Genomic DNA, 18,153 nt, shown 5'->3' on the forward strand with positions numbered 1-18,153 from the left:
CGACGTTTTGAAGGAGGGTATATTTTGATGATCGAAATAGAAAAACCAAAAATCGAAACGGTTGAGATCAGCGATGATGCTAAATATGGCAAGTTCGTCGTAGAACCACTTGAGCGTGGTTTTGGTACAACTTTGGGTAACTCCTTACGTCGTATCCTATTATCCTCACTCCCAGGTGCCGCTGTCACTTCGATCCAAATTGATGGGGTACTTCATGAGTTCTCAACAATTGAAGGCGTCGTAGAAGATGTAACATCTATCATTTTAAACATTAAGAAACTCGCACTTAAGATCTACTCTGATGAAGAAAAGACTTTAGAAATTGATGTACAAGGTGAAGGCGTTGTTAAAGCAGCGGATGTTACCCACGACAGTGATGTTGAAATTCTGAATCCAGATCTTCATATTGCTACGCTTGGCTCTAACGGTCATTTACACATGCGCCTAACTGCTAGACGTGGACGTGGTTATACACGAGCTGTCCAAAACAAAAGAGAGGATCAGCCGATTGGTGTGATTCCAATTGATTCTATCTTTACACCAGTATCTCGCGTTTCTTATCAAGTGGAGAATACACGTGTAGGTCAATTAAGCAACTTTGATAAGTTGACTTTTGATGTTTGGACTGATGGAAGTACAGGTCCTCAAGATGCTGTTGCACTTGGAGCGAAAATCTTAACCGAGCATTTGAATATCTTTGTTGGTTTAACTGACGAAGCACAAAATGCTGAAATTATGGTTGAAAAAGAAGAAGATCAAAAAGAAAAAGTACTTGAGATGACAATTGAAGAACTAGATTTATCTGTTCGTTCATATAACTGCTTAAAACGTGCTGGTATTAACACTGTTCAGGAATTGGCTAACAAAACTGAAGAGGACATGATGAAAGTACGTAACTTAGGTAGAAAGTCTCTTGAGGAAGTAAAGCATAAATTAGAAGAGCTTGGATTAGGTTTACGTAAAGACGACTGATGTCTTTGTAAAGGATAATCAAGCTTGAGATAACTTCAACAAAGGAGGGAAACTTTCATGGGATACAGAAAGTTAGGACGCACTAGCGCTCAGCGTAAAGCTATGTTGCGTGATTTAGCAACAGATTTAATTATCAGTGAGCGTATTGAAACAACTGAAGCTCGTGCAAAAGAACTTCGTTCAGTAGTTGAAAAAATGATTACACTTGGCAAACGCGGAGATCTACATGCTCGCCGTCAAGCTGCTGCTTTCATCCGTAATGAGGTTGCTAATGCTGAAACAAACCAAGACGCAGTTCAAAAGTTGTTCAGCGATATCGCTTCTCGTTATGAAGAACGCCAAGGTGGATACACTCGTATTATGAAACTTGGACCTCGTCGTGGAGACGGAGCACCAATGGTAATTATCGAGTTAGTATAATATATTTAAAAACTTCTTATCGTTAGGATGCCCTAACTTCGGAAGTTTCATGATTTGTAAAACAGACAAGGAGGGCGCTGGACAGTTTTTTGACGAACTTGTTCTCTGCCCTCTTTCTGTAACAGGGTTTGCTTCCTTCAATTGCTAAAAGCCAAACCAGAGCCAAGTATTGAGTGTCACGATGGGCGCTCCTTTAGAACCACTAGCGTCTCGTCTAGCTCTTTGCACCACTATCCGTTTTTATTAGCGTCAAAACAGGATTGCCTGTTTTAGGATAGAGGTGCAGGCTTTTTTAAATTATAGGTTAAAACTGCAAAAGGATGAGCTTTTGTTTGGGAGGCGGATTGGGTAATTGATTACAAGATAGCAGATTGTTGAGTAATTGATGGTTTTATTCATATTTGTTATCCAGTTGGATTTACCTTATAGCTCCTTTACTTTTTAAGCTCGCCCTATACAATAGGCGAGTTTTTTATTATATAATTTAATGGGCTTGCTTTAAAATGAGATTAGCTGAGATGAGAAAGAACAGCATAGTTTGAGAGGAGGAATAGGCATGAAGAAGTCACTCGTACAGTTAGATGATATTTCTTTCAAATATGACACAGAAGGCGATTATGCGCTCCGTCATGTTTCAATTGATATATACGAAGGAGAATGGCTTGCGATTGTTGGTCATAATGGGTCTGGAAAGTCTACCATGGCAAAGCTTTTAAATGGTTTGAATTTTCCTCAAGAAGGGTCTATTACAGTCGATAGTCTAGCGTTATCTGAGGATACAGTTTGGGATATTCGCGATAAGATAGGGATGGTTTTCCAAAATCCAGATAACCAATTTGTAGGAACAACAGTTCAGGATGATGTGGCTTTTGGTCTAGAAAATCACGGAATCCCAAGAGATGATATGATTAAGCGGGTTCAACAGGCGCTAGAAAGCGTAAAAATGGAACAATTTCTTGATCAAGAGCCGCACCATCTTTCAGGTGGACAAAAGCAAAGGGTGGCCATTGCAGGCGTACTGGCATTAAGACCAGATATCATCGTATTAGATGAAGCTACTTCAATGCTTGATCCACGGGGAAGAGAAGAGGTTTTAGAAACAGTTAGGATCTTAAAGAAAGATCATAAAATGACCGTCATTTCTATTACCCATGACTTAGAAGAAGCAGCAAAGGCTGACCGGATCATTGTGATGAATAAGGGTGAGCTGTATAAACAAGGAACACCAGAAGAAATCTTTCAACTTGATGAGGAGTTAGTATCACTTGGTTTGGATATTCCCTTCCCGGTGAAAATGAGTAAAATGCTTAAAGCTTTGGACATCCCAGTGACAAAATATCATCTATCAGAAGAAGAGTTGGTGGCAGACATATGGACATCTCACTCAAAAATGTAGAATATCGTTATCAAGTTGACACCCCTTTTGAGCGTCTAGCAATTAAGGATGTATCCATTGAAATTCCTGAAGGTACATTTTTAGCTATTATTGGACATACTGGGTCTGGGAAATCCACCGTTCTCCAGCATTTAAATGCATTGCTGAAGCCTACAGGTGGAGAGGTCGTTATAGGGGATAGGGTCATTACAGCAGATAAAAAGCAAAAGAATTTAAAGGAAGTTCGACAAAAAGTAGGCATCGTTTTTCAGTTCCCTGAGCACCAATTGTTTGAGGAAACGGTAGAAAAGGATATTTGCTTTGGTCCAATGAATTTCGGTGTTTCTGAGCAAGTAGCGAAGAAAAGAGCACGAGAAGCCATCTCGCTTGTAGGATTAGGTGAGGAAATCTTAAGCAAGTCACCCTTTGATTTATCAGGCGGACAAATGCGCAGGGTAGCCATTGCAGGCGTATTAGCAATGAATCCCGATGTCATTGTCCTTGATGAACCAACAGCTGGGCTTGACCCGCGTGGCAGGAAAGAAATCATGGATATGTTTTACTCACTTCATAAGCATAAAAACCTATCTACGATTCTGGTTACACATAGTATGGAGGACGCCTCTCGCTATGCTGATAAAATTGTGATTATGCAAAAGGGACAAGTATATAAAACCGGAACCCCGATTGAGATTTTCTCCAACCCGGAGGAATTGATTGAGATGGGACTGGATGTACCAGAAGTGGTGAAATTCCAACAAAGGCTAGAGAAGGCTTTTCAAAGGAAATTCTCTAAAACCTGTCTGACGATCGAAGAAATGACAGAAGAAGTATCATCTTTCTTGAAGAGGGGTGATTCACGATGATGGAAAAAATGATTTTTGGACGCTATGTACCAGCAGATTCCGTTATTCATCGGATGGATCCCCGTTCTAAGCTGATTATTATCTTTCTGTTTGTTTGTATAGTTTTTATAGCCAATAATGCATGGACTTACGGGGCATTGGTTATCTATACCTTTTTAATGCTCGGATTATCTAAGGTTCCGATGCGTTTTGTATTTGGAGGACTTAAGCTCGTCTTTATATTGATACTGTTTACATTCTTCCTCCATGTGTTCCTAACGAAGGAAGGACCTGTCATATTTGAATTAGGCTGGTTCAAGGTGTATGAAGAAGGGCTGCGACAGGGGATATTTATTTCCCTGCGTTTCTTCCTCCTAATATTAATGACGTCAATCCTGACATTAACAACGACACCCATCGCAATTACGGATGGACTTGAGAGTCTATTAGGCCCACTCAAGAAAGTGAAGTTCCCTGTCCATGAGCTTGCGTTAATGATGTCTATCGCCCTTCGCTTTATCCCGACTCTGATGGAGGAAACGGATAAAATTATGAAGGCGCAGTCTGCACGAGGAGTGGACTTCTCTTCAGGGCCGGTAAAGGACCGTGTAAAAGCTGTTATTCCTCTTCTGATTCCGCTCTTTGTCAGTTCATTTAAAAGAGCAGAAGAGCTTGCTACAGCGATGGAAGCACGCGGCTATAGAGGCGGAGAAGGAAGAACCAGATACAGGCAGCTCTCTTGGGGAGCAGCTGATACTTTTATGATCTTGCTGCTTGCTGCTTTAACCGTGTTACTTATTGTATTAAGAACTTAGCGGGGATGAAAAATGAAACTCAAATGTATTATTTCCTATGACGGGACACAATTTGCGGGCTATCAAGTCCAGCCGAATAAACGGACGGTCCAAGGAGAGCTCAATCGCGCATTGAAAAAATTGCATAAAGGGACAGATATAAATGTGTCCGCCTCAGGCAGAACGGACGCTAGAGTCCATGCGGTAGGCCAGGTCATCCACTTTGAGTCTCCGCTTAATATTCCAGCAGATAAATGGGAGGTTGCACTCAACTCCCTTTTGCCTGCAGATGTGGCATTGACACATGCTGAAATCGTTCCAGATGCCTTCCATGCGCGCTATGATGCAAGGGGGAAGGAATATCGCTATAGCATATTAAGGTCAGCTAATAGGGATCCTCTTAAGCGAAACTATGTTTATCATTATCCCTACCCTTTAGACACCACACGAATGAAAACAGCTATTCCTTATTTAACTGGCACACATGATTTTACAAGTTTTTGTTCGGCGAGATCGGAAGTGGAGGACAAAGTTAGAGAATTGAAGTCCATTGAGCTCATCGAGGACGGGGATATGCTGACCATTCGCTTTATTGGAACCGGCTTTTTATATAATATGGTGAGGATTCTAACAGGGACGCTGCTTGCAATAGGAGCGGGCGACCTTTCACCGGATGCCATTCCGGGGATATTAGAGAAAAAGGATCGTATTTTCGCTGGAAAAACAGCACCTGCACAGGGCTTATATTTATGGGAAGTCTTTTATGAGTGAATGCTATTAAAAAGTCTAATGATTTCCATTAGCCAGCAGCTTTTTTTCACAGAAAGAATCAAAGAAAAATTATATTATTTTTTAGGAAAAAACTTGAAGAACCACAAGGGAGCGTTGTAAAAGCATTTTGATAAGATAAAACTGCTTAAAACAACTAAACCAGGCGTAACAGCTCCTTGACAATAGGCTGGTAAAGTTATAAGATAGCATATGGTATTATTATTAAAACCACGATAAGCCCCGGAATCTTATTGTGTATTATATATGAAACCAAAAATGATTATTATGGATATATTTAGGAGGGAAATTGATGCGTACAACGTTTATGGCGAATTCAAACAATATCGAACGTAAATGGTACGTAGTTGATGCTGAAGGCAAAACTTTAGGTCGTCTTGCTAGTGAAGTAGCATCAATTCTACGTGGTAAACATAAACCAACTTTTACACCACATGTTGACACAGGTGATCATGTTATTATTTTAAATGCTTCTAAAATCGAATTAACTGGTAAGAAGCTAACTGACAAAATCTACTACCGTCACAGCATGCACCCAGGCGGTTTAAAAACAAGAACTGCTAATGAAATGCGTACAAACTACCCTGAGAAAATGTTAGAACTTGCTATCAAAGGCATGCTTCCAAAAAATTCTCTTGGTCGTCAAATCTTCAAGAAATTGCATGTATACGCTGGTGGCGAGCATTCGCACCAAGCACAACAACCAGAAGTTTACGAACTTCGCGGTTAATTCATAAATAGAGGAGGTAATTAACTTGGCACAGGTTCAATATAATGGTACTGGTCGTCGTAAGAGCTCCGTTGCACGTGTTCGTTTAGTTCCAGGCGACGGTAAAATCATCATCAATGGTCGTGAAATTACAGAATACATCCCGTTTGCAGCTTTACGTGAAGTTGTAAAACAACCGCTTGTTGCTACTGAAACTATTGGCAGCTATGACATTCTTGTAAATGTTAATGGCGGTGGATACACTGGTCAAGCTGGCGCAATCCGCCACGGTATTGCTCGCGCATTACTACAAGTTGATCCAGAATTCCGTCCAACACTTAAAAGTGCAGGACTATTAACTCGTGACGCTCGTATGAAAGAACGTAAAAAATACGGTCTTAAAGGCGCTCGTCGTGCACCTCAGTTCTCAAAACGCTAATCTTTCAATTCAGGAGATTCCGAGCCATCTTGGCCTGGGGTCTTTTTTGTGTTTACAAAAGCGGCGAAGTGAAGGATGTTGTCATTTATGGATGATTGTTCAGGTGCGAATTTTAAGAATAGACGATAAAAATAAATCGCCGTGGAATTATACTTAAACTCATGTAAGTAAGTCCATATATTATTTACCTCTGCAGCTGTTGTTCATTTTTCAGTAAATTGAACAAGGATTCCTACATACAAAAAATCATCAAATTCAGCACCATATACGTTCGACCCTTCTATAAATATCCGAACAGCGATAACACCAAATAAACCAGCAATCAATTACAAGACCAACCCTTTATATACCTAACATCTTCCTTTAATATATTTCACCGATTATACTCTACACGAAATACGAAAATCCTCTTATGCTAAAATACCCTCGAAATTTCGTTGTTAGGAGATGAGTGAGAAAACACAAACATGTTAGGGCAGGAAGTGTGCTAATCCTGATATTAGAACAAGAAAAGAGCGGAAAACGATGAAAAGATGTTCTAATCCTGATATTAGAACAAAAAAAGAGAGGAAAACGGTGAAAAGATGTTCTAATCCTGATATTGGAACAAGAAAAGAGAGGAAAACGGTGAAAGGATGTTCTAATCCTGATATTAGAACAAGAAAAGAGCGGAAAACGGTGAAAGGATGTTCTAATCCTGATATTAGAACAAGAAAAGAGCGGAAAACGGTGAAAGGATGTTCTAATCCTGAAATTAGAACAAGAAAAGAGCGGAAAACGGTGAAAAGATGTTCTAATCCTGATATTTGAAAAAAAAAGAGCGGAAAACGGTGAAAGGATGTTCTAATCCTGATATTAGAACAAAAAAAGAGCGCGACCCGATTTTCTAATAAAGAAAAAAAGCGCAGGCACCCTACGCTTTTCGCACATTTTGAGTTGAGAGAAATGGTGAACTTCCAACAGATGAAGACTGGCTGTGATAACCGAGTGCCTCGAGTAATCGCCGATTGTTCTCAGATCGTTTTTTCATATCTATTTCTTTTGCTATACGGGTTAGATGCTTGGGTGTAGAGCCGATATAGACGGCATTGTCTTTAGCCATTTAACATCCCTCCTAATAAATCCATCGCAAAATCGAATGTTTGTCTTTTGTCCATTATAGCACTGGTTATATCTGCTTCATAGCTATTCACTCGCCGGCTGGACCAGCCTTCGGATAAATAGAAATGGAAGGATAGCACCAATTCTCCTGTCTTTTTAGTCATGTAGATCATTTGCTTGTCTTCTGAATAAAAGAGAAGCTCATCATTCTCCATATCTTTATTATATGTTTGTGAGACAAAAGAATCTTCATCATTTATGTTAAAGTGAGCAGTCGGGGTTTTGGTGCCATAGGAATCGACGAATAAAAGAAGGTCACCTTTTCTTTTATATAATGTGATTGCCTTACATTCAGATATATTCACAATAGGGACAGGGTGTTCGGCATAATCACTATATGGGTCATAAATAGCCTGACCTGGTAAATATTCCGCTAATGTTTTGAAGAATAACGGAAGGTTGAGTACAGAATTCGACAGACACTTCATGAATTTTGTAACAGAGTCCTGATAGACGGTCAGCTCATCGTACAGTAAGAGATTTTGAGTAATTTCCTTTTCATGAAGGTAGAATTTCATGCTGTTTCTTAACACTTGGCTTAATACCTTTAAGAGGAAAGTACAAAGGTCGGGCGTGTCGGCTATCGCATAATTATATGTCCATCTTGTCATGGTAAAGGAATCGTGGACGAAAGCCCAAATGAACTCTTCGACACCCGCTTCATTTATTTTTTTGTGAAGCACAGTATCGCCTTCTTTGTGTTCCTGCAAAAGCGATTTGACAATAGGATAAGTAAATCGGGGGTTATGGTCATGTTGTTCAACGTATTTATGGATTGCTCGCTCTAATTCTTCTTTCATATGATTGATATAGAATTGCAGTATATGTGTTTCGACGATAGGAATGACGATTTTATCATGTCTTAAAGCTGTGATAAATTCAGCATAGGTAATAGTTATATTTGGATTACTTCGGCTAAAGCTCCCTGACTTATTAGAAATGAATAATACTAGTACATCGCTATCTTTTACTTTGTTTAAGCAATCCTGGTTAGGGTCATCAGTGTATAACCCTAAATCACCATATTCATACATAATCGGTTTATGCCCTGCATCCTCTAATGAAATCTTAAGGCGGCTTCTTAATGGCTGAAGGGTTGCTTGAGAGGAGGAGCTAATAAAAATTTTACTGACGTCTATGTTCATTCACTCACCTCCAAAAAAGGATATCTATCATTATTTTATCACAACATTTTCCAAAGGGCGCAAGATGAATAAGTAGTATTTTTAGAGGAAAAAAGCGGATAATATTTCTTAATGGTAATTTGTGAAATACATCACTTAAAAATGGCATCCAGCTTTCTCTTGTTGTATTCTTATAAGTATTAAAAAAGCTGAAGACATTTGCGCTTTTTTAAATGAGTGAGGAAGGGTGGAACTTTGAGACAAATAATTAACATTGTTAAACAGGACTTTCGAAATTTAAAGAGAGTTCCGCTGGTTGCGCTATTGCTTATCGGGCTGGCATTCCTGCCATCTTTATACGCATGGTTTAATATTGCTGCAACGTGGGACCCTTATAGTGAAACTGGACAGATTAAAGTTGCTGTAGTGAATGAAGATGCAGGAACTGACATCGATGGTAAGCAAGTGAATATCGGTAATGAGCTGGTTGATAATCTAAAGGATAACGATCAGATGGGCTGGACCTTTGTTAATCGGGAAGAAGCGGAGCAAGGGGTTCGAGATGGGGACTATTACGCAAGTGTGTATATTGATCATGCTTTTTCAGAGCAATTGACAAGCGTAATTTCCGGTGACCCTGAAGCACCTGAAGTGCGATATGAAGTAAATGAAAAGCTTAATGCCATCGCGCCGAAGATGACCTCCGCAGGTGCATCAGCCATAGTCGCGGAGATTAGTGAATCTTTTTTGGCAGAAGCATCTGAAGCCTTGTTCACCGGTTTTAATAATATTGGTTTAAAACTTGAAGAAGAGCTGCCAACCATTCGAAAGGTTGAAAATAACATCTTTGAATTGGAAAAACGGTTCCCGGAAATCAATGAACTAGGAGATAAGATTGTTGGCCTAAATCAGGATTGGCCTGAAATAAAGGAAACAGTAAATAAGGTCATTGAATTGGAGCAGCATTTCCCTGAATTAAATAATGGCGCGGAGCAAATCCTAGCTTTAGAAGACAAGCTGCCACAAGTAAATAACTTAGGCAGTAAAGTGCTGGAATTGGAAGAGATGATTCCAGAAATACAAAAGGCTGCAGATGGTTTAAGTACCGCTAGTGAGCAGTTTGGCGATATTTCGGGTCAATTAACAAGTGCATTAGAGGGTGTTCATAAGGCGCAAGCAATCATTGTCCGTGTTCAGGAGGCATTACCTGCTGCGAATAAAATAGCCTCAGATGCAGAAGAGTACGTAAATCATTTAAATCAATTTCTTTCAGAAAATGAAGGAGCGATCAATCCAATTATCGATGTGATTATTCAAAATGCTGTCATGATACAACATGGAGCAGAATCAATCGATACGATTCTTCAGCAGATTGAAAATGACCAAGTGAACGAATCGGTCAAAAAATCAATCGCTGCATTGCAAAAACAGTTAGAGTCTAATATTCAATTATTAGAAGAGTCGATAGCTATGTTTTCAAATCTCAATGAAAGTCTGCCGAATGGTGAGCTCAATCCAATCATTAATCAGTTAACCACGCTGCAGAAAGAGATGGGAACGTTAAATAATGCTTTATCCAATATTGGATCAGGTGATTTGTCATCAGATCAAATCGCGGCTATTCGTCAGCAAGCGCAAGAAGTTAGCCGTCAGGCAGCTTCGGTTAATACGTATTTAAATGGCGGCGGCAGAGAAAGCATTAATCGCGCAATGGCTGATCTGCAGGAAACAGCGCAAAAAGCTGGTAATGATTTAGCGGCGCTTCAATCTGAACTGCCGAATATAGAAGAAGTTCTAATCAATGCAGAATCGATTGCGAATATCGGTCAAGAACAGCTAGAGACAATCATTCAAGACTTGCCTGCGATAGAAGCGCGAGTAAACGAACTAGTTGAAAAGGTTCAAGCCGATCTTCCTATTGCCATTCAAGCGATTCATCAAGTCAGTCAATTTATTCAAGAGGATTGGCCAGGCATAGAAGAGAAGATACATGAAGTTGCTAATTTTATTCGTAATGACTTACCAGGAATCGAGACAGAGTTTTCACGAATTGCGGGTCTAGTATCTGAGAACTTGCCTGAAGTGGAAAAAGGGCTTTCTGAGGTATCTGATTTTATTGGAACAAGTCTGCCTGGTCTAGAGGATACAGTAGAACAGACGGCCGATCGCATTCGTGCATTTGAACAAGATAATGATTTAGGAGAGCTTATTTCATTATTAAAAAATGATATTAATAAAGAGAGTGCATTTTTTGCAGAACCCGTTAAGCTTGTGGAGGAGCAGTTATATCCAATCCCTAATTATGGATCGGCTAATACACCATTTTACACCGCCCTATGTTTGTGGGTTGGCGCGCTGCTTTTAGCCAACTTGTTAAAAACGGACGTTCATCCCGAAGATATGCGTGAGGATTATAAAGTACATCATGTATATTTAGGCAGGCTGGTTTTATTTTTAGTAGTGGGCTTTTTACAAGGGCTAATTGTCAGCCTCGGTGATTTGTTCATATTAGGAGCCTATGCGGCCAACCCCGTATGGTTTGTCATTTTTACAATCGCCATTGCTCTCATATTTATGACAATGGTCTACACGATTGTTTCGGTATTCGGCAATATAGGGAAAGCCATTGCGATTATCCTAATGGTTCTTCAACTTTCTGGAGCAGGCGGAACGTTCCCGATTCAAGTTGCACCGCCGTTCTTTCAGGCGATTAATCCCTTCTTGCCATTCACCCATGCAATCAATATTCTTAGGGAAGCAGTAGGTGGCATCGTACCTGGCGTGGTATGGAAAAGCTTTTTCTACTTATTCTTATTTTTCCTGGCTGCCTTAGGTCTAGGGCTTGGATTGAAAAAGCCGCTTACACCATGGTTGCGTAAAACAGCAAATAAATCTCGATCCAGTCGAATGGTGGATTAAGCTACAAGCTCCCAATCTGAAATTTGGGGGCTTGTTTATTAAAGACGATTTGTGATATTTCCTGTTCACACGGCTTATATCATCCTGAGGAAGCGATGAGGCGATTTACTGCTGGATGTAAACGCTTTTCTTCACTATCTCGCTCTTATCCTGCCGACTTTCTCTCATCGCCTTGAATATGCATATCATCATGTTAAGATAGATTACGTTGTGAAACTGAGCGGAAGAAACACATCTAATAAAAGGAGTGTTCAATATTTTAGAAAATAAGACAGTTGCTTTCTTAGGTGCAGGATCCATGGCGGAGTCGATGATTGCAGGAACGATAAAGGCAAATAAAATTCCAGCTGAATGTATTTATGTAACGAATAAATTTAATGGAGATCGTTTGACTGAACTGCAGGAGCGATATCAAGTGAAAACCGTTTTGCAAAAGGATCTTCCGTTTGAGGAAATTGATTATTTTATTATGGCGATGAAACCTCATGGTGCAGAAGAGGCACTTGCTTTCTTAAAGGATAAAATTAAGCGTGAACAAGTCGTTATCTCCGTTCTAGCAGGTATATCTACGGATTATATGGAAGCAGGGTTGAATGAATATCAGCCAGTTATTCGAGTGATGCCTAATACATCAAGCATGATTCAAGAGTCTGCAACTGCACTAGCAGTTGGAAATTTTACAGAAGATGTTCATTTACAGGATGTAAAAGAAATCTTATCTTGTATGGGCAAGGTGTTTGTTATTAATGAAGAGCAGATGGATATCTTTACGGGCTTAGCCGGCAGTGGTCCTGCGTATTTTTACTACTTAATGGAGCAAATGGAGAAAGTGGGCATTGAAAAAGGGCTAGATGCAGACGCAGCAAGAAAAATTGTGGCACAAACGATCTATGGGGCGGCAAAAATGGTGCTTGATAAGGAAGAAGCGCCGATGATTTTAAGAGAAAGAGTGACCTCGCCAAATGGTACAACAGCTTCAGGTGTTCAGGCATTACAAGAAAACAATGGCGGCAGAGCTATTTCACAGGCAGTTCAACAAGCGGCTGCACGATCAAAGGAAATCAGAAGAGAATTAGAAGGGACACTCGTGCCCCATTAAATTATAAAGAAACGATTGAAAAATTGGCAGCGGAATCTACCGCTGCTTTTTGCATTTCTCACCTCATGTAGATAAAGACTAACCTGAGGAGGTGAGAAATAGTGACTCTAATCACGACATTCGAAGATAAACGCAGAGAGAAACAAATGAAATATGAAAAATCTGTCCTAAAAGAAATTTCCATAAAGAACTTAAAAGAAAAAGTTAAAGATTTTTTTGGTTCATCCCAACTTGTTATCGGCTTATTAAAGAATCCAGGTGTAGAAGAGGCATGTTATGATGTAGCGATTGAAGCTTATTTACTCGGAGCGCATTATAGCCGATTTGGTGCAGCTGGAGAGACAATGGAAATGGCCCAAGCAAGATGTAAAAAGGAAAAAACCCATTTTGCAGATACTTTATATAATTTTCTACTTTACTGGGGTAATGGAGGGGAAGGTGTGATGAGTGAATCCCTTTATTACTTATGTGAGCAATACGTAAATGTCTGGTGGACGGAGGGTTTTTCCAACGGTCAGCGGAGGCATAAGCTTCGCCTTCATTAAAACTTAAGATTTCGTTCTATAACTCCGCCTTGTCCCATATATTTAAATGAGGACGAGCGGGGAGTGATGATACATGAGAAAAAAGATGAAAACAGGTGCATTTGTAGTTGGGTTGCTTGTGCTATTTTTCATTCTTCAATATGATTTTTCTAATGATGATTCTTGGAATTCTTGGAACTTACCACTTTCGGGAAAAGTAATTTTGCTTGATCCTGGTCACGGTGGACCTGATGGAGGGGCGGGCAAAGGAGATACACTCGAAAAAGATATCGCGCTGGATGTGTCCTTAAGGCTAAGGGATTACTTACAGGAACAAGGTGCGCTTGTCATGATGACAAGGGAAGATGATCGAGACTTAGCTCCAGAAGAAACAAAAGGGTACAGTCGCCGTAAAGTGGAAGATTTAAAGAAACGGCTTGATATGATTAATCATTCCGACGCAGAATTTTATGTCAGCATTCACCTGAATGCCATACCATCATCTAAGTGGAGCGGTGCGCAAACATTTTATGCACCACATATAATAGAAAACACAAGAGCTGCTAAATTCATTCAAGATGAATTGATCAGAAATTTAGAAAACACCACTCGTAGGGCAAAGCAATTAAAAAATGTGTATATATTGGAAAATTCAAAAAAACCAGGCGCTTTAGTTGAAATTGGTTTCCTATCGAATCCTAGTGAAAAAGAACTGTTGAAGCAGGATGAATATCAAGACAAAGTGGCAGCTGCCATATTTAATGGTATTTTGCGATATTATACGGATGAAGCAGAAATAAAAATCGAGGATTGACGGGGTGCTAATTTTTAGCATCTTTTTTTTGCTTTGAGCACTAAGCCTTTTGTGGAGCGGTAATGAGCTTGTCAAAAATCATCCAGGCAGTGCAATAGTGAAACATTCGTAGATATGTTAAAATAAAAATTAGATATTATTCTAAAATGGAAACGAATTCAAAGGGCGGTGCTAATATGTTAACAGAGCAAAAAATTATAGACGTTTTAAGTGACATTAAGGAGCCATTTTTACATAAAACACTGGGTGAATTAAATGCAATAACTGAAATTAAGATTAAAGAAGAGAAAAATCATGCCAGTGTAAAAATACTTGTTGCAAAAACAGGCACTGCTGAGCAATTACAGCTTCAAACCGAAGTAGTGAATCGAATTAAAAGTGTCGGAGCGGAAACGGTTGGTATTCGTTTTAGTGAACTGCCTGAAGAGGTGCTTGCACAATTTAGACAAGCTGCTCCTGAGAATGAAGACAAAGGTTTGCTTTCTCCAAATAATAAAACGAAGTTTATCGCGATTGCCAGCGGTAAGGGTGGCGTAGGGAAATCCACTGTATCCGTTAACTTGGCTGTTGCTTTAGCAAGACAAGGGAAAAAAGTCGGTCTTATTGATGCAGATATTTATGGATTCAGTGTTCCCGACATGATGGGAATTACAAAGCGTCCAGTTGTAAGAGGAGAGAGAATCATTCCTGTTGACCGTTTGGGAGTTAAGGTCATTTCTATGGGTTTCTTTGTTGAGGACAATGCACCAATCATTTGGAGAGGACCAATGCTTGGGAAGATGTTAAATAGCTTTTTCAATGAAGTAGAATGGGGAGAACTTGACTACTTACTTTTAGATTTACCTCCAGGCACTGGAGATGTTGCGCTGGATGTTCACACCATGCTGCCATCCTGTAAAGAAATTATTGTAACTACTCCACATCCAACAGCTGCATTTGTGGCTGCACGTGCAGGTGCAATGGCACTTAGAACGGAACATGAAATTGTTGGTGTAATTGAAAATATGTCTTACTTCGAGAGTAAAGTTACTGGTGAAAAAGAATATGTTTTTGGACGCGGTGGCGGAGAGAAATTAGCTGATGAGCTTAGAACTGAAGTATTAGGCCAGCTGCCGTTACAACAACCGGATTGGAATGATGACGATTTTGCTCCATCTGTTTATGAAGAAGATCATCATCTTGGAAAAATTTATTCAGATATCGCGAAAAAAGTAGTTGAAACTGTATAAATAAAAAAAGAGGACTAGCAGTCCTCTTTTTTCTGTTAAGAAGGTGGGATTAGCCACCGCCTTCTCCATTTGATTCACCCGAATCTGATGTACCCCCACCTCCACTTTGACTCTTTTCCTCTTTTTTTCCATCGCTGCTTCCTTGACTAGACTTTGTTTCTTCAGCAGCTTTTAGTAGAAGATCCTGGAGTTTAGCTTTAAAGAGTGGACTTTCAAAAGTCTCAGTAATGACAGTTTGAAGATGCTCCCGGTATTCTTGACTTTTAAATAAATCAGTCATTTCTTTTTCAAGCTCGGGGTCTTTCATGATTTCAATCATCATTTTACGATAATCAGGATCCTTCATTAAGTCCTTTAAAAGATGTTCATTTTCCGCTTTCATGCTTTTGGCCATTGATTCAGCAAACTTCGGATCTTCAAAGGATTTCCTCCAGAACTCACTGCCCTTTTCAGATGTAAGGGTTGTTTCAATGGTTTCTGTTACCATTCCTTGATCCATTATGAGCTGCTGCTTTATTTTTTCATCTGCTAGCAGATCCTGTACAGCTTTTTTACCTTCATCGGTTTTCAATATATCCACAAGCATTTTTTTTGTTTGATCATAATCCATGTTGCCGTTGTCGGTCTGACTGCATCCTGCCAATAGGAATACGAGTATGAACGGCAGAATGAAAAGGCATCTTTTCATCTTTATAAGCCCCCTATTTGAAATATCCCTTACCTTTATAATGAAGAAAACACATCAATATTATGCGTAAAAAGCAGAATGCCTAGATTTTTCAATAGGAGGTTGGTACAATCATTAAGTGAATGATTATACGTTATGGAGGAAAAATAAATTGACTAGCCGGGTTTGGGTAAAGTTTTTTTTGACCACGCTTCTTGTCGGTGGAATCACGACAGGTATTGTAGGGTTTATTGTTCGTTGGGACGAGTTTGAGCACCTTTTTGTCAATTTTGAATGGCTCGAAATTCTATCTGTATTATTTTGGCTTATTGGTGTTGGGTTAATTTTTAGTATTATAAGTCAAATGGGATTTTTCGCTTACTTGACTATCCATCGATTTGGATTAGGGATTTTTAAATCTCATAAATTATGGAACGGTGTTCAGGTTATCTTAATTCTCTTTGTATTATTTGACCTTGTCTATTTCCGATACAAAGGATTCGCTGATTCAGGGGATAGCATGCTGCCTTACTTTGGTTTAGCAGCAGTGATACTTATTGTTGGCTTAATCGTAGCTTTTATGAAAGTGAAAACAACAAATAAAGTATCGTTTATCCCGGCACTGTTTTTTATGATTGTTGCTACAACGATCGAATGGGTTCCTGTCTTAAGGGTAAATGAAGAAAGCTGGATATGGCTGATGGTATTTCCTTTATTGGTGTGTAATGCTTATCAATTGCTTATCCTACCAAAGCTTAATAAAGAATCTGCAGCGCAAAGAGTACGTTTGCAAGCAAACAAGTCGTCCAACTAATGGGCGGCTTTTTATATTGGCAGTAACTTTTTTTATCAATGAAAAAGAGCACCTATCCTAAGGCGCTCGATAATGATTCCTATTTATTTAATTTCCTCAGTTGATGTATCAGCATTGGCCATCATTTCTGATACTGTGACGAGTTTTAAATCTTTACTTTTAATGTTTTTAATGATTTCAGGTAAAGCTTTCGCTGTTTGCTTGGCGGAATCAGAGGCGTGAAGGAGGATGATATCGCCATTTTTAGCTTGGCCAACTCGCTCGACAATGGCTTTAGCTCCTGGGTTCGTCCAATCTTTTGAGTCAAGACTCCAATGTACAACTGTGTATCCAAGTCTGTCTGCGGAAGTGAGTGTTTTCTTATCAAAATGTCCTGTGGGTGGACGCACGTATTTGATCTCTTTGAGATTCAGCTTTGCAAAAGCGGTTTGTGCCTTTGCTAAATCCTGTCTTATTTTTCCTTCTTCCAGCTCTGTGTAGTCCTCATAATTGTAGCCAAGGATGCCGATTTCATAACCCTCTTTTGCAATCCGTGCGACTAAATCAGGGTGGCGCTCAGCCCATGATCCAGCTAAAAAGAATGTAGCAGACTTGATTTTTTCTTTCTTTAGTACATCAAGTATGGGCTCAGTCTTTTCATCGCCCCATCCAATATTAAAGGTCAACGCGATATCCTTTTCCCCTTTATAAACGGCTTTAGGGCCATCCTTTGCTGAAAAAACTGGCATATGGATCGATGTTTCCATAAAGAGAAATAAAGCAGTAAAAAAGGCAGCTATGAGAATTAATGTAAGCTGTTTAATCGATTTTGCATGGAATACGTAAAAGAATTTCATTTTATCATCACCTCGTCCAAAGCATCCTTGTCTCATACCTATGCTTTATATTTACTTTTAATGAATAAAATTTATCGATTATAAAAAGAAGGTTGTAAGGATAGTATAGGAAATACCTGAAATAGAAAGGGAGTCAATCATGATTGGATTTATGCTTAATGAAAAGGAATTAAAAGAAATGGAGTATTTGATTAAAAGGGAAATGGATGAAATTCTTTTTGATCTTCAGGATGAAAGAATTGATATAGTAGTCAAGCGTGCAATGAAGGAGAAATACAGTATCTTATTTACATTGTTTAAACGTGTTGCTACTCCTGGAGAATGCATGAAATATACCCTTAAGCAGGAGATAAAGGGGTAGTTTAATTTTTTTATAAAAAATATTAAAAAGTTGTTGACGGTTTAAGAGATAGGGTGCTATTATATTAAAGCAGTCGTTGATGACGGCAACTTAAAAAAGAAATTAAAAAAGTTGTTGACATATTGGTTGTCAAAATGTTAGTATAATAAAGTCGCTTCTGAGGCGATGAGATTGATCTTTGAAAACTGAACGAACAAAAAACGTCAACGTTAATTCAAAAAAGCTGATTTATCAGCATCGCACTTTTAGTGCAAAAACGAGC

Annotated in this window: 21 protein-coding genes; 16 read left to right on the plus strand and 5 right to left on the minus strand. The window is 39.2% G+C overall.

What is annotated here, in order from left to right; all coding sequences use genetic code 11:
* Positions 1-27: 27 nt before the first annotated feature.
* From J2S17_RS21725 to rpsI, 8 genes are all read left to right on the plus strand, one after another.
* Positions 28-972, plus strand: a complete 945-nt coding sequence (locus tag J2S17_RS21725; protein ID WP_307478034.1) for a DNA-directed RNA polymerase subunit alpha — start codon at positions 28-30, stop codon at positions 970-972.
* 57 nt (positions 973-1,029) lie between these two features.
* The gene (rplQ, locus tag J2S17_RS21730; protein WP_307478004.1) at positions 1,030-1,392 is read left to right on the plus strand and encodes a 50S ribosomal protein L17; all 363 of its coding nucleotides are present in this window, start codon (positions 1,030-1,032) and stop codon (positions 1,390-1,392) included.
* Positions 1,393-1,948: 556 nt separating this feature from the next.
* Entirely contained in the window at positions 1,949-2,788 is an 840-nt protein-coding gene (locus J2S17_RS21735; protein WP_307478006.1) for an energy-coupling factor ABC transporter ATP-binding protein, read from the plus strand.
* The gene (locus J2S17_RS21740; RefSeq protein WP_307478007.1) at positions 2,764-3,633 is read left to right on the plus strand and encodes an energy-coupling factor ABC transporter ATP-binding protein; all 870 of its coding nucleotides are present in this window, start codon (positions 2,764-2,766) and stop codon (positions 3,631-3,633) included. The genes J2S17_RS21735 and J2S17_RS21740 overlap by 25 nt, the downstream gene beginning before the upstream one ends.
* The gene (locus tag J2S17_RS21745; RefSeq protein ID WP_307478009.1) at positions 3,630-4,427 is read left to right on the plus strand and encodes an energy-coupling factor transporter transmembrane component T family protein; all 798 of its coding nucleotides are present in this window, start codon (positions 3,630-3,632) and stop codon (positions 4,425-4,427) included. The genes J2S17_RS21740 and J2S17_RS21745 overlap by 4 nt, the downstream gene beginning before the upstream one ends.
* A 12-nt stretch (positions 4,428-4,439) precedes the next feature.
* Positions 4,440-5,177 carry a tRNA pseudouridine(38-40) synthase TruA gene (gene truA / locus J2S17_RS21750; protein WP_307478011.1) on the plus strand — a complete coding sequence of 246 codons (738 nt, stop codon included), beginning with the start codon at positions 4,440-4,442 and terminating at the stop codon, positions 5,175-5,177.
* A 310-nt stretch (positions 5,178-5,487) separates the two neighbouring features.
* Positions 5,488-5,925 (plus strand): 50S ribosomal protein L13, encoded by a 438-nt coding sequence (gene rplM, locus J2S17_RS21755; RefSeq protein WP_307478013.1) that lies wholly within the window; start codon positions 5,488-5,490, stop codon positions 5,923-5,925.
* 25 nt (positions 5,926-5,950) lie between these two features.
* A complete protein-coding gene (gene rpsI, locus J2S17_RS21760) occupies positions 5,951-6,343 on the plus strand; it encodes a 30S ribosomal protein S9 (RefSeq protein WP_307478014.1) in 393 nt (130 codons plus the stop codon).
* A gap of 203 nt (positions 6,344-6,546) precedes the next feature.
* On the opposite strand, the gene J2S17_RS21765 is transcribed toward rpsI, so the two are convergent.
* On the minus strand, positions 6,547-6,669 hold the full coding sequence (locus J2S17_RS21765) for a hypothetical protein (protein ID WP_307478015.1): 123 nt from the start codon (positions 6,667-6,669) through the stop codon (positions 6,547-6,549).
* Between the two features lie 199 nt (positions 6,670-6,868).
* Here J2S17_RS21765 and J2S17_RS21770 point away from each other — a divergent pair, with 199 nt between their 5' ends.
* Positions 6,869-7,153 carry a hypothetical protein gene (locus tag J2S17_RS21770; protein ID WP_307478017.1) on the plus strand — a complete coding sequence of 95 codons (285 nt, stop codon included), beginning with the start codon at positions 6,869-6,871 and terminating at the stop codon, positions 7,151-7,153.
* A 103-nt stretch (positions 7,154-7,256) separates the two neighbouring features.
* Here the strand turns inward: J2S17_RS21770 and J2S17_RS21775 are convergent, their stop codons facing one another.
* Both J2S17_RS21775 and J2S17_RS21780 read right to left on the minus strand, forming a co-directional pair.
* Entirely contained in the window at positions 7,257-7,445 is a 189-nt protein-coding gene (locus J2S17_RS21775; RefSeq protein ID WP_307478019.1) for a hypothetical protein, read from the minus strand.
* Entirely contained in the window at positions 7,438-8,649 is a 1,212-nt protein-coding gene (locus J2S17_RS21780; protein ID WP_307478020.1) for a DUF4062 domain-containing protein, read from the minus strand. The genes J2S17_RS21775 and J2S17_RS21780 overlap by 8 nt, the downstream gene beginning before the upstream one ends.
* Before the next feature lie 234 nt (positions 8,650-8,883).
* Between J2S17_RS21780 and J2S17_RS21785 the strand changes: the two genes are divergently transcribed.
* From J2S17_RS21785 to salA, 5 genes are all read left to right on the plus strand, one after another.
* Complete coding sequence (locus J2S17_RS21785; RefSeq protein WP_307478022.1) at positions 8,884-11,547, plus strand: YhgE/Pip domain-containing protein; 2,664 nt, start codon at positions 8,884-8,886, stop codon at positions 11,545-11,547.
* Between the two features lie 256 nt (positions 11,548-11,803).
* Complete coding sequence (proC, locus tag J2S17_RS21790) at positions 11,804-12,646, plus strand: pyrroline-5-carboxylate reductase (protein WP_307478035.1); 843 nt, start codon at positions 11,804-11,806, stop codon at positions 12,644-12,646.
* A 101-nt stretch (positions 12,647-12,747) separates the two neighbouring features.
* Entirely contained in the window at positions 12,748-13,191 is a 444-nt protein-coding gene (locus tag J2S17_RS21795; RefSeq protein WP_307478023.1) for a YbaK family protein, read from the plus strand.
* 73 nt (positions 13,192-13,264) lie between these two features.
* Positions 13,265-13,984 (plus strand): N-acetylmuramoyl-L-alanine amidase CwlD, encoded by a 720-nt coding sequence (gene cwlD / locus J2S17_RS21800; protein ID WP_307478024.1) that lies wholly within the window; start codon positions 13,265-13,267, stop codon positions 13,982-13,984.
* A gap of 176 nt (positions 13,985-14,160) precedes the next feature.
* Positions 14,161-15,213: an iron-sulfur carrier protein/transcriptional regulator SalA gene (salA, locus tag J2S17_RS21805; RefSeq protein WP_307478025.1), complete on the plus strand. Its 1,053-nt coding sequence runs from the start codon at positions 14,161-14,163 to the stop codon at positions 15,211-15,213.
* Between the two features lie 49 nt (positions 15,214-15,262).
* On the opposite strand, the gene gerD is transcribed toward salA, so the two are convergent.
* Positions 15,263-15,901 (minus strand): spore germination lipoprotein GerD, encoded by a 639-nt coding sequence (gerD, locus tag J2S17_RS21810; RefSeq protein ID WP_307478027.1) that lies wholly within the window; start codon positions 15,899-15,901, stop codon positions 15,263-15,265.
* Positions 15,902-16,052: 151 nt separating this feature from the next.
* On the opposite strand from gerD, the gene J2S17_RS21815 reads away from it, so the two are divergent.
* Complete coding sequence (locus J2S17_RS21815; RefSeq protein WP_307478028.1) at positions 16,053-16,694, plus strand: KinB-signaling pathway activation protein; 642 nt, start codon at positions 16,053-16,055, stop codon at positions 16,692-16,694.
* Between the two features lie 83 nt (positions 16,695-16,777).
* Here the strand turns inward: J2S17_RS21815 and pdaB are convergent, their stop codons facing one another.
* Entirely contained in the window at positions 16,778-17,530 is a 753-nt protein-coding gene (gene pdaB, locus J2S17_RS21820) for a polysaccharide deacetylase family sporulation protein PdaB (protein WP_307478030.1), read from the minus strand.
* A gap of 139 nt (positions 17,531-17,669) precedes the next feature.
* Here pdaB and J2S17_RS21825 point away from each other — a divergent pair, with 139 nt between their 5' ends.
* A complete protein-coding gene (locus tag J2S17_RS21825) occupies positions 17,670-17,891 on the plus strand; it encodes a hypothetical protein (protein ID WP_307478032.1) in 222 nt (73 codons plus the stop codon).
* Positions 17,892-18,153 lie beyond the last annotated feature (262 nt).

Origin of the sequence: Cytobacillus purgationiresistens (assembly GCF_030813235.1) — a bacterium.
Classification (GTDB): Bacteria; Bacillota; Bacilli; order Bacillales; family Cytobacillaceae; genus Cytobacillus; species Cytobacillus purgationiresistens.

What these genes read in the sequence shown, in the direction of transcription:
- J2S17_RS21725 (WP_307478034.1), top strand. Translation starts at nt 28, where the DNA reads ATGATCGAAATAGAAAAACCAAAAATCGAAACGGTTGAGATCAGCGAT.
- rplQ (WP_307478004.1), top strand. Translation starts at nt 1,030, where the DNA reads ATGGGATACAGAAAGTTAGGACGCACTAGCGCTCAGCGTAAAGCTATG.
- J2S17_RS21735 (WP_307478006.1), top strand. Translation starts at nt 1,949, where the DNA reads ATGAAGAAGTCACTCGTACAGTTAGATGATATTTCTTTCAAATATGAC.
- J2S17_RS21740 (WP_307478007.1), top strand. Translation starts at nt 2,764, where the DNA reads ATGGACATCTCACTCAAAAATGTAGAATATCGTTATCAAGTTGACACC.
- J2S17_RS21745 (WP_307478009.1), top strand. Translation starts at nt 3,630, where the DNA reads ATGATGGAAAAAATGATTTTTGGACGCTATGTACCAGCAGATTCCGTT.
- truA (WP_307478011.1), top strand. Translation starts at nt 4,440, where the DNA reads ATGAAACTCAAATGTATTATTTCCTATGACGGGACACAATTTGCGGGC.
- rplM (WP_307478013.1), top strand. Translation starts at nt 5,488, where the DNA reads ATGCGTACAACGTTTATGGCGAATTCAAACAATATCGAACGTAAATGG.
- J2S17_RS21770 (WP_307478017.1), top strand. Translation starts at nt 6,869, where the DNA reads ATGAAAAGATGTTCTAATCCTGATATTAGAACAAAAAAAGAGAGGAAA.
- J2S17_RS21775 (WP_307478019.1), bottom strand. Translation starts at nt 7,445, where the DNA reads ATGGCTAAAGACAATGCCGTCTATATCGGCTCTACACCCAAGCATCTA.
- J2S17_RS21780 (WP_307478020.1), bottom strand. Translation starts at nt 8,649, where the DNA reads ATGAACATAGACGTCAGTAAAATTTTTATTAGCTCCTCCTCTCAAGCA.
- cwlD (WP_307478024.1), top strand. Translation starts at nt 13,265, where the DNA reads ATGAGAAAAAAGATGAAAACAGGTGCATTTGTAGTTGGGTTGCTTGTG.
- salA (WP_307478025.1), top strand. Translation starts at nt 14,161, where the DNA reads ATGTTAACAGAGCAAAAAATTATAGACGTTTTAAGTGACATTAAGGAG.
- gerD (WP_307478027.1), bottom strand. Translation starts at nt 15,901, where the DNA reads ATGAAAAGATGCCTTTTCATTCTGCCGTTCATACTCGTATTCCTATTG.
- pdaB (WP_307478030.1), bottom strand. Translation starts at nt 17,530, where the DNA reads ATGAAATTCTTTTACGTATTCCATGCAAAATCGATTAAACAGCTTACA.
- J2S17_RS21825 (WP_307478032.1), top strand. Translation starts at nt 17,670, where the DNA reads ATGATTGGATTTATGCTTAATGAAAAGGAATTAAAAGAAATGGAGTAT.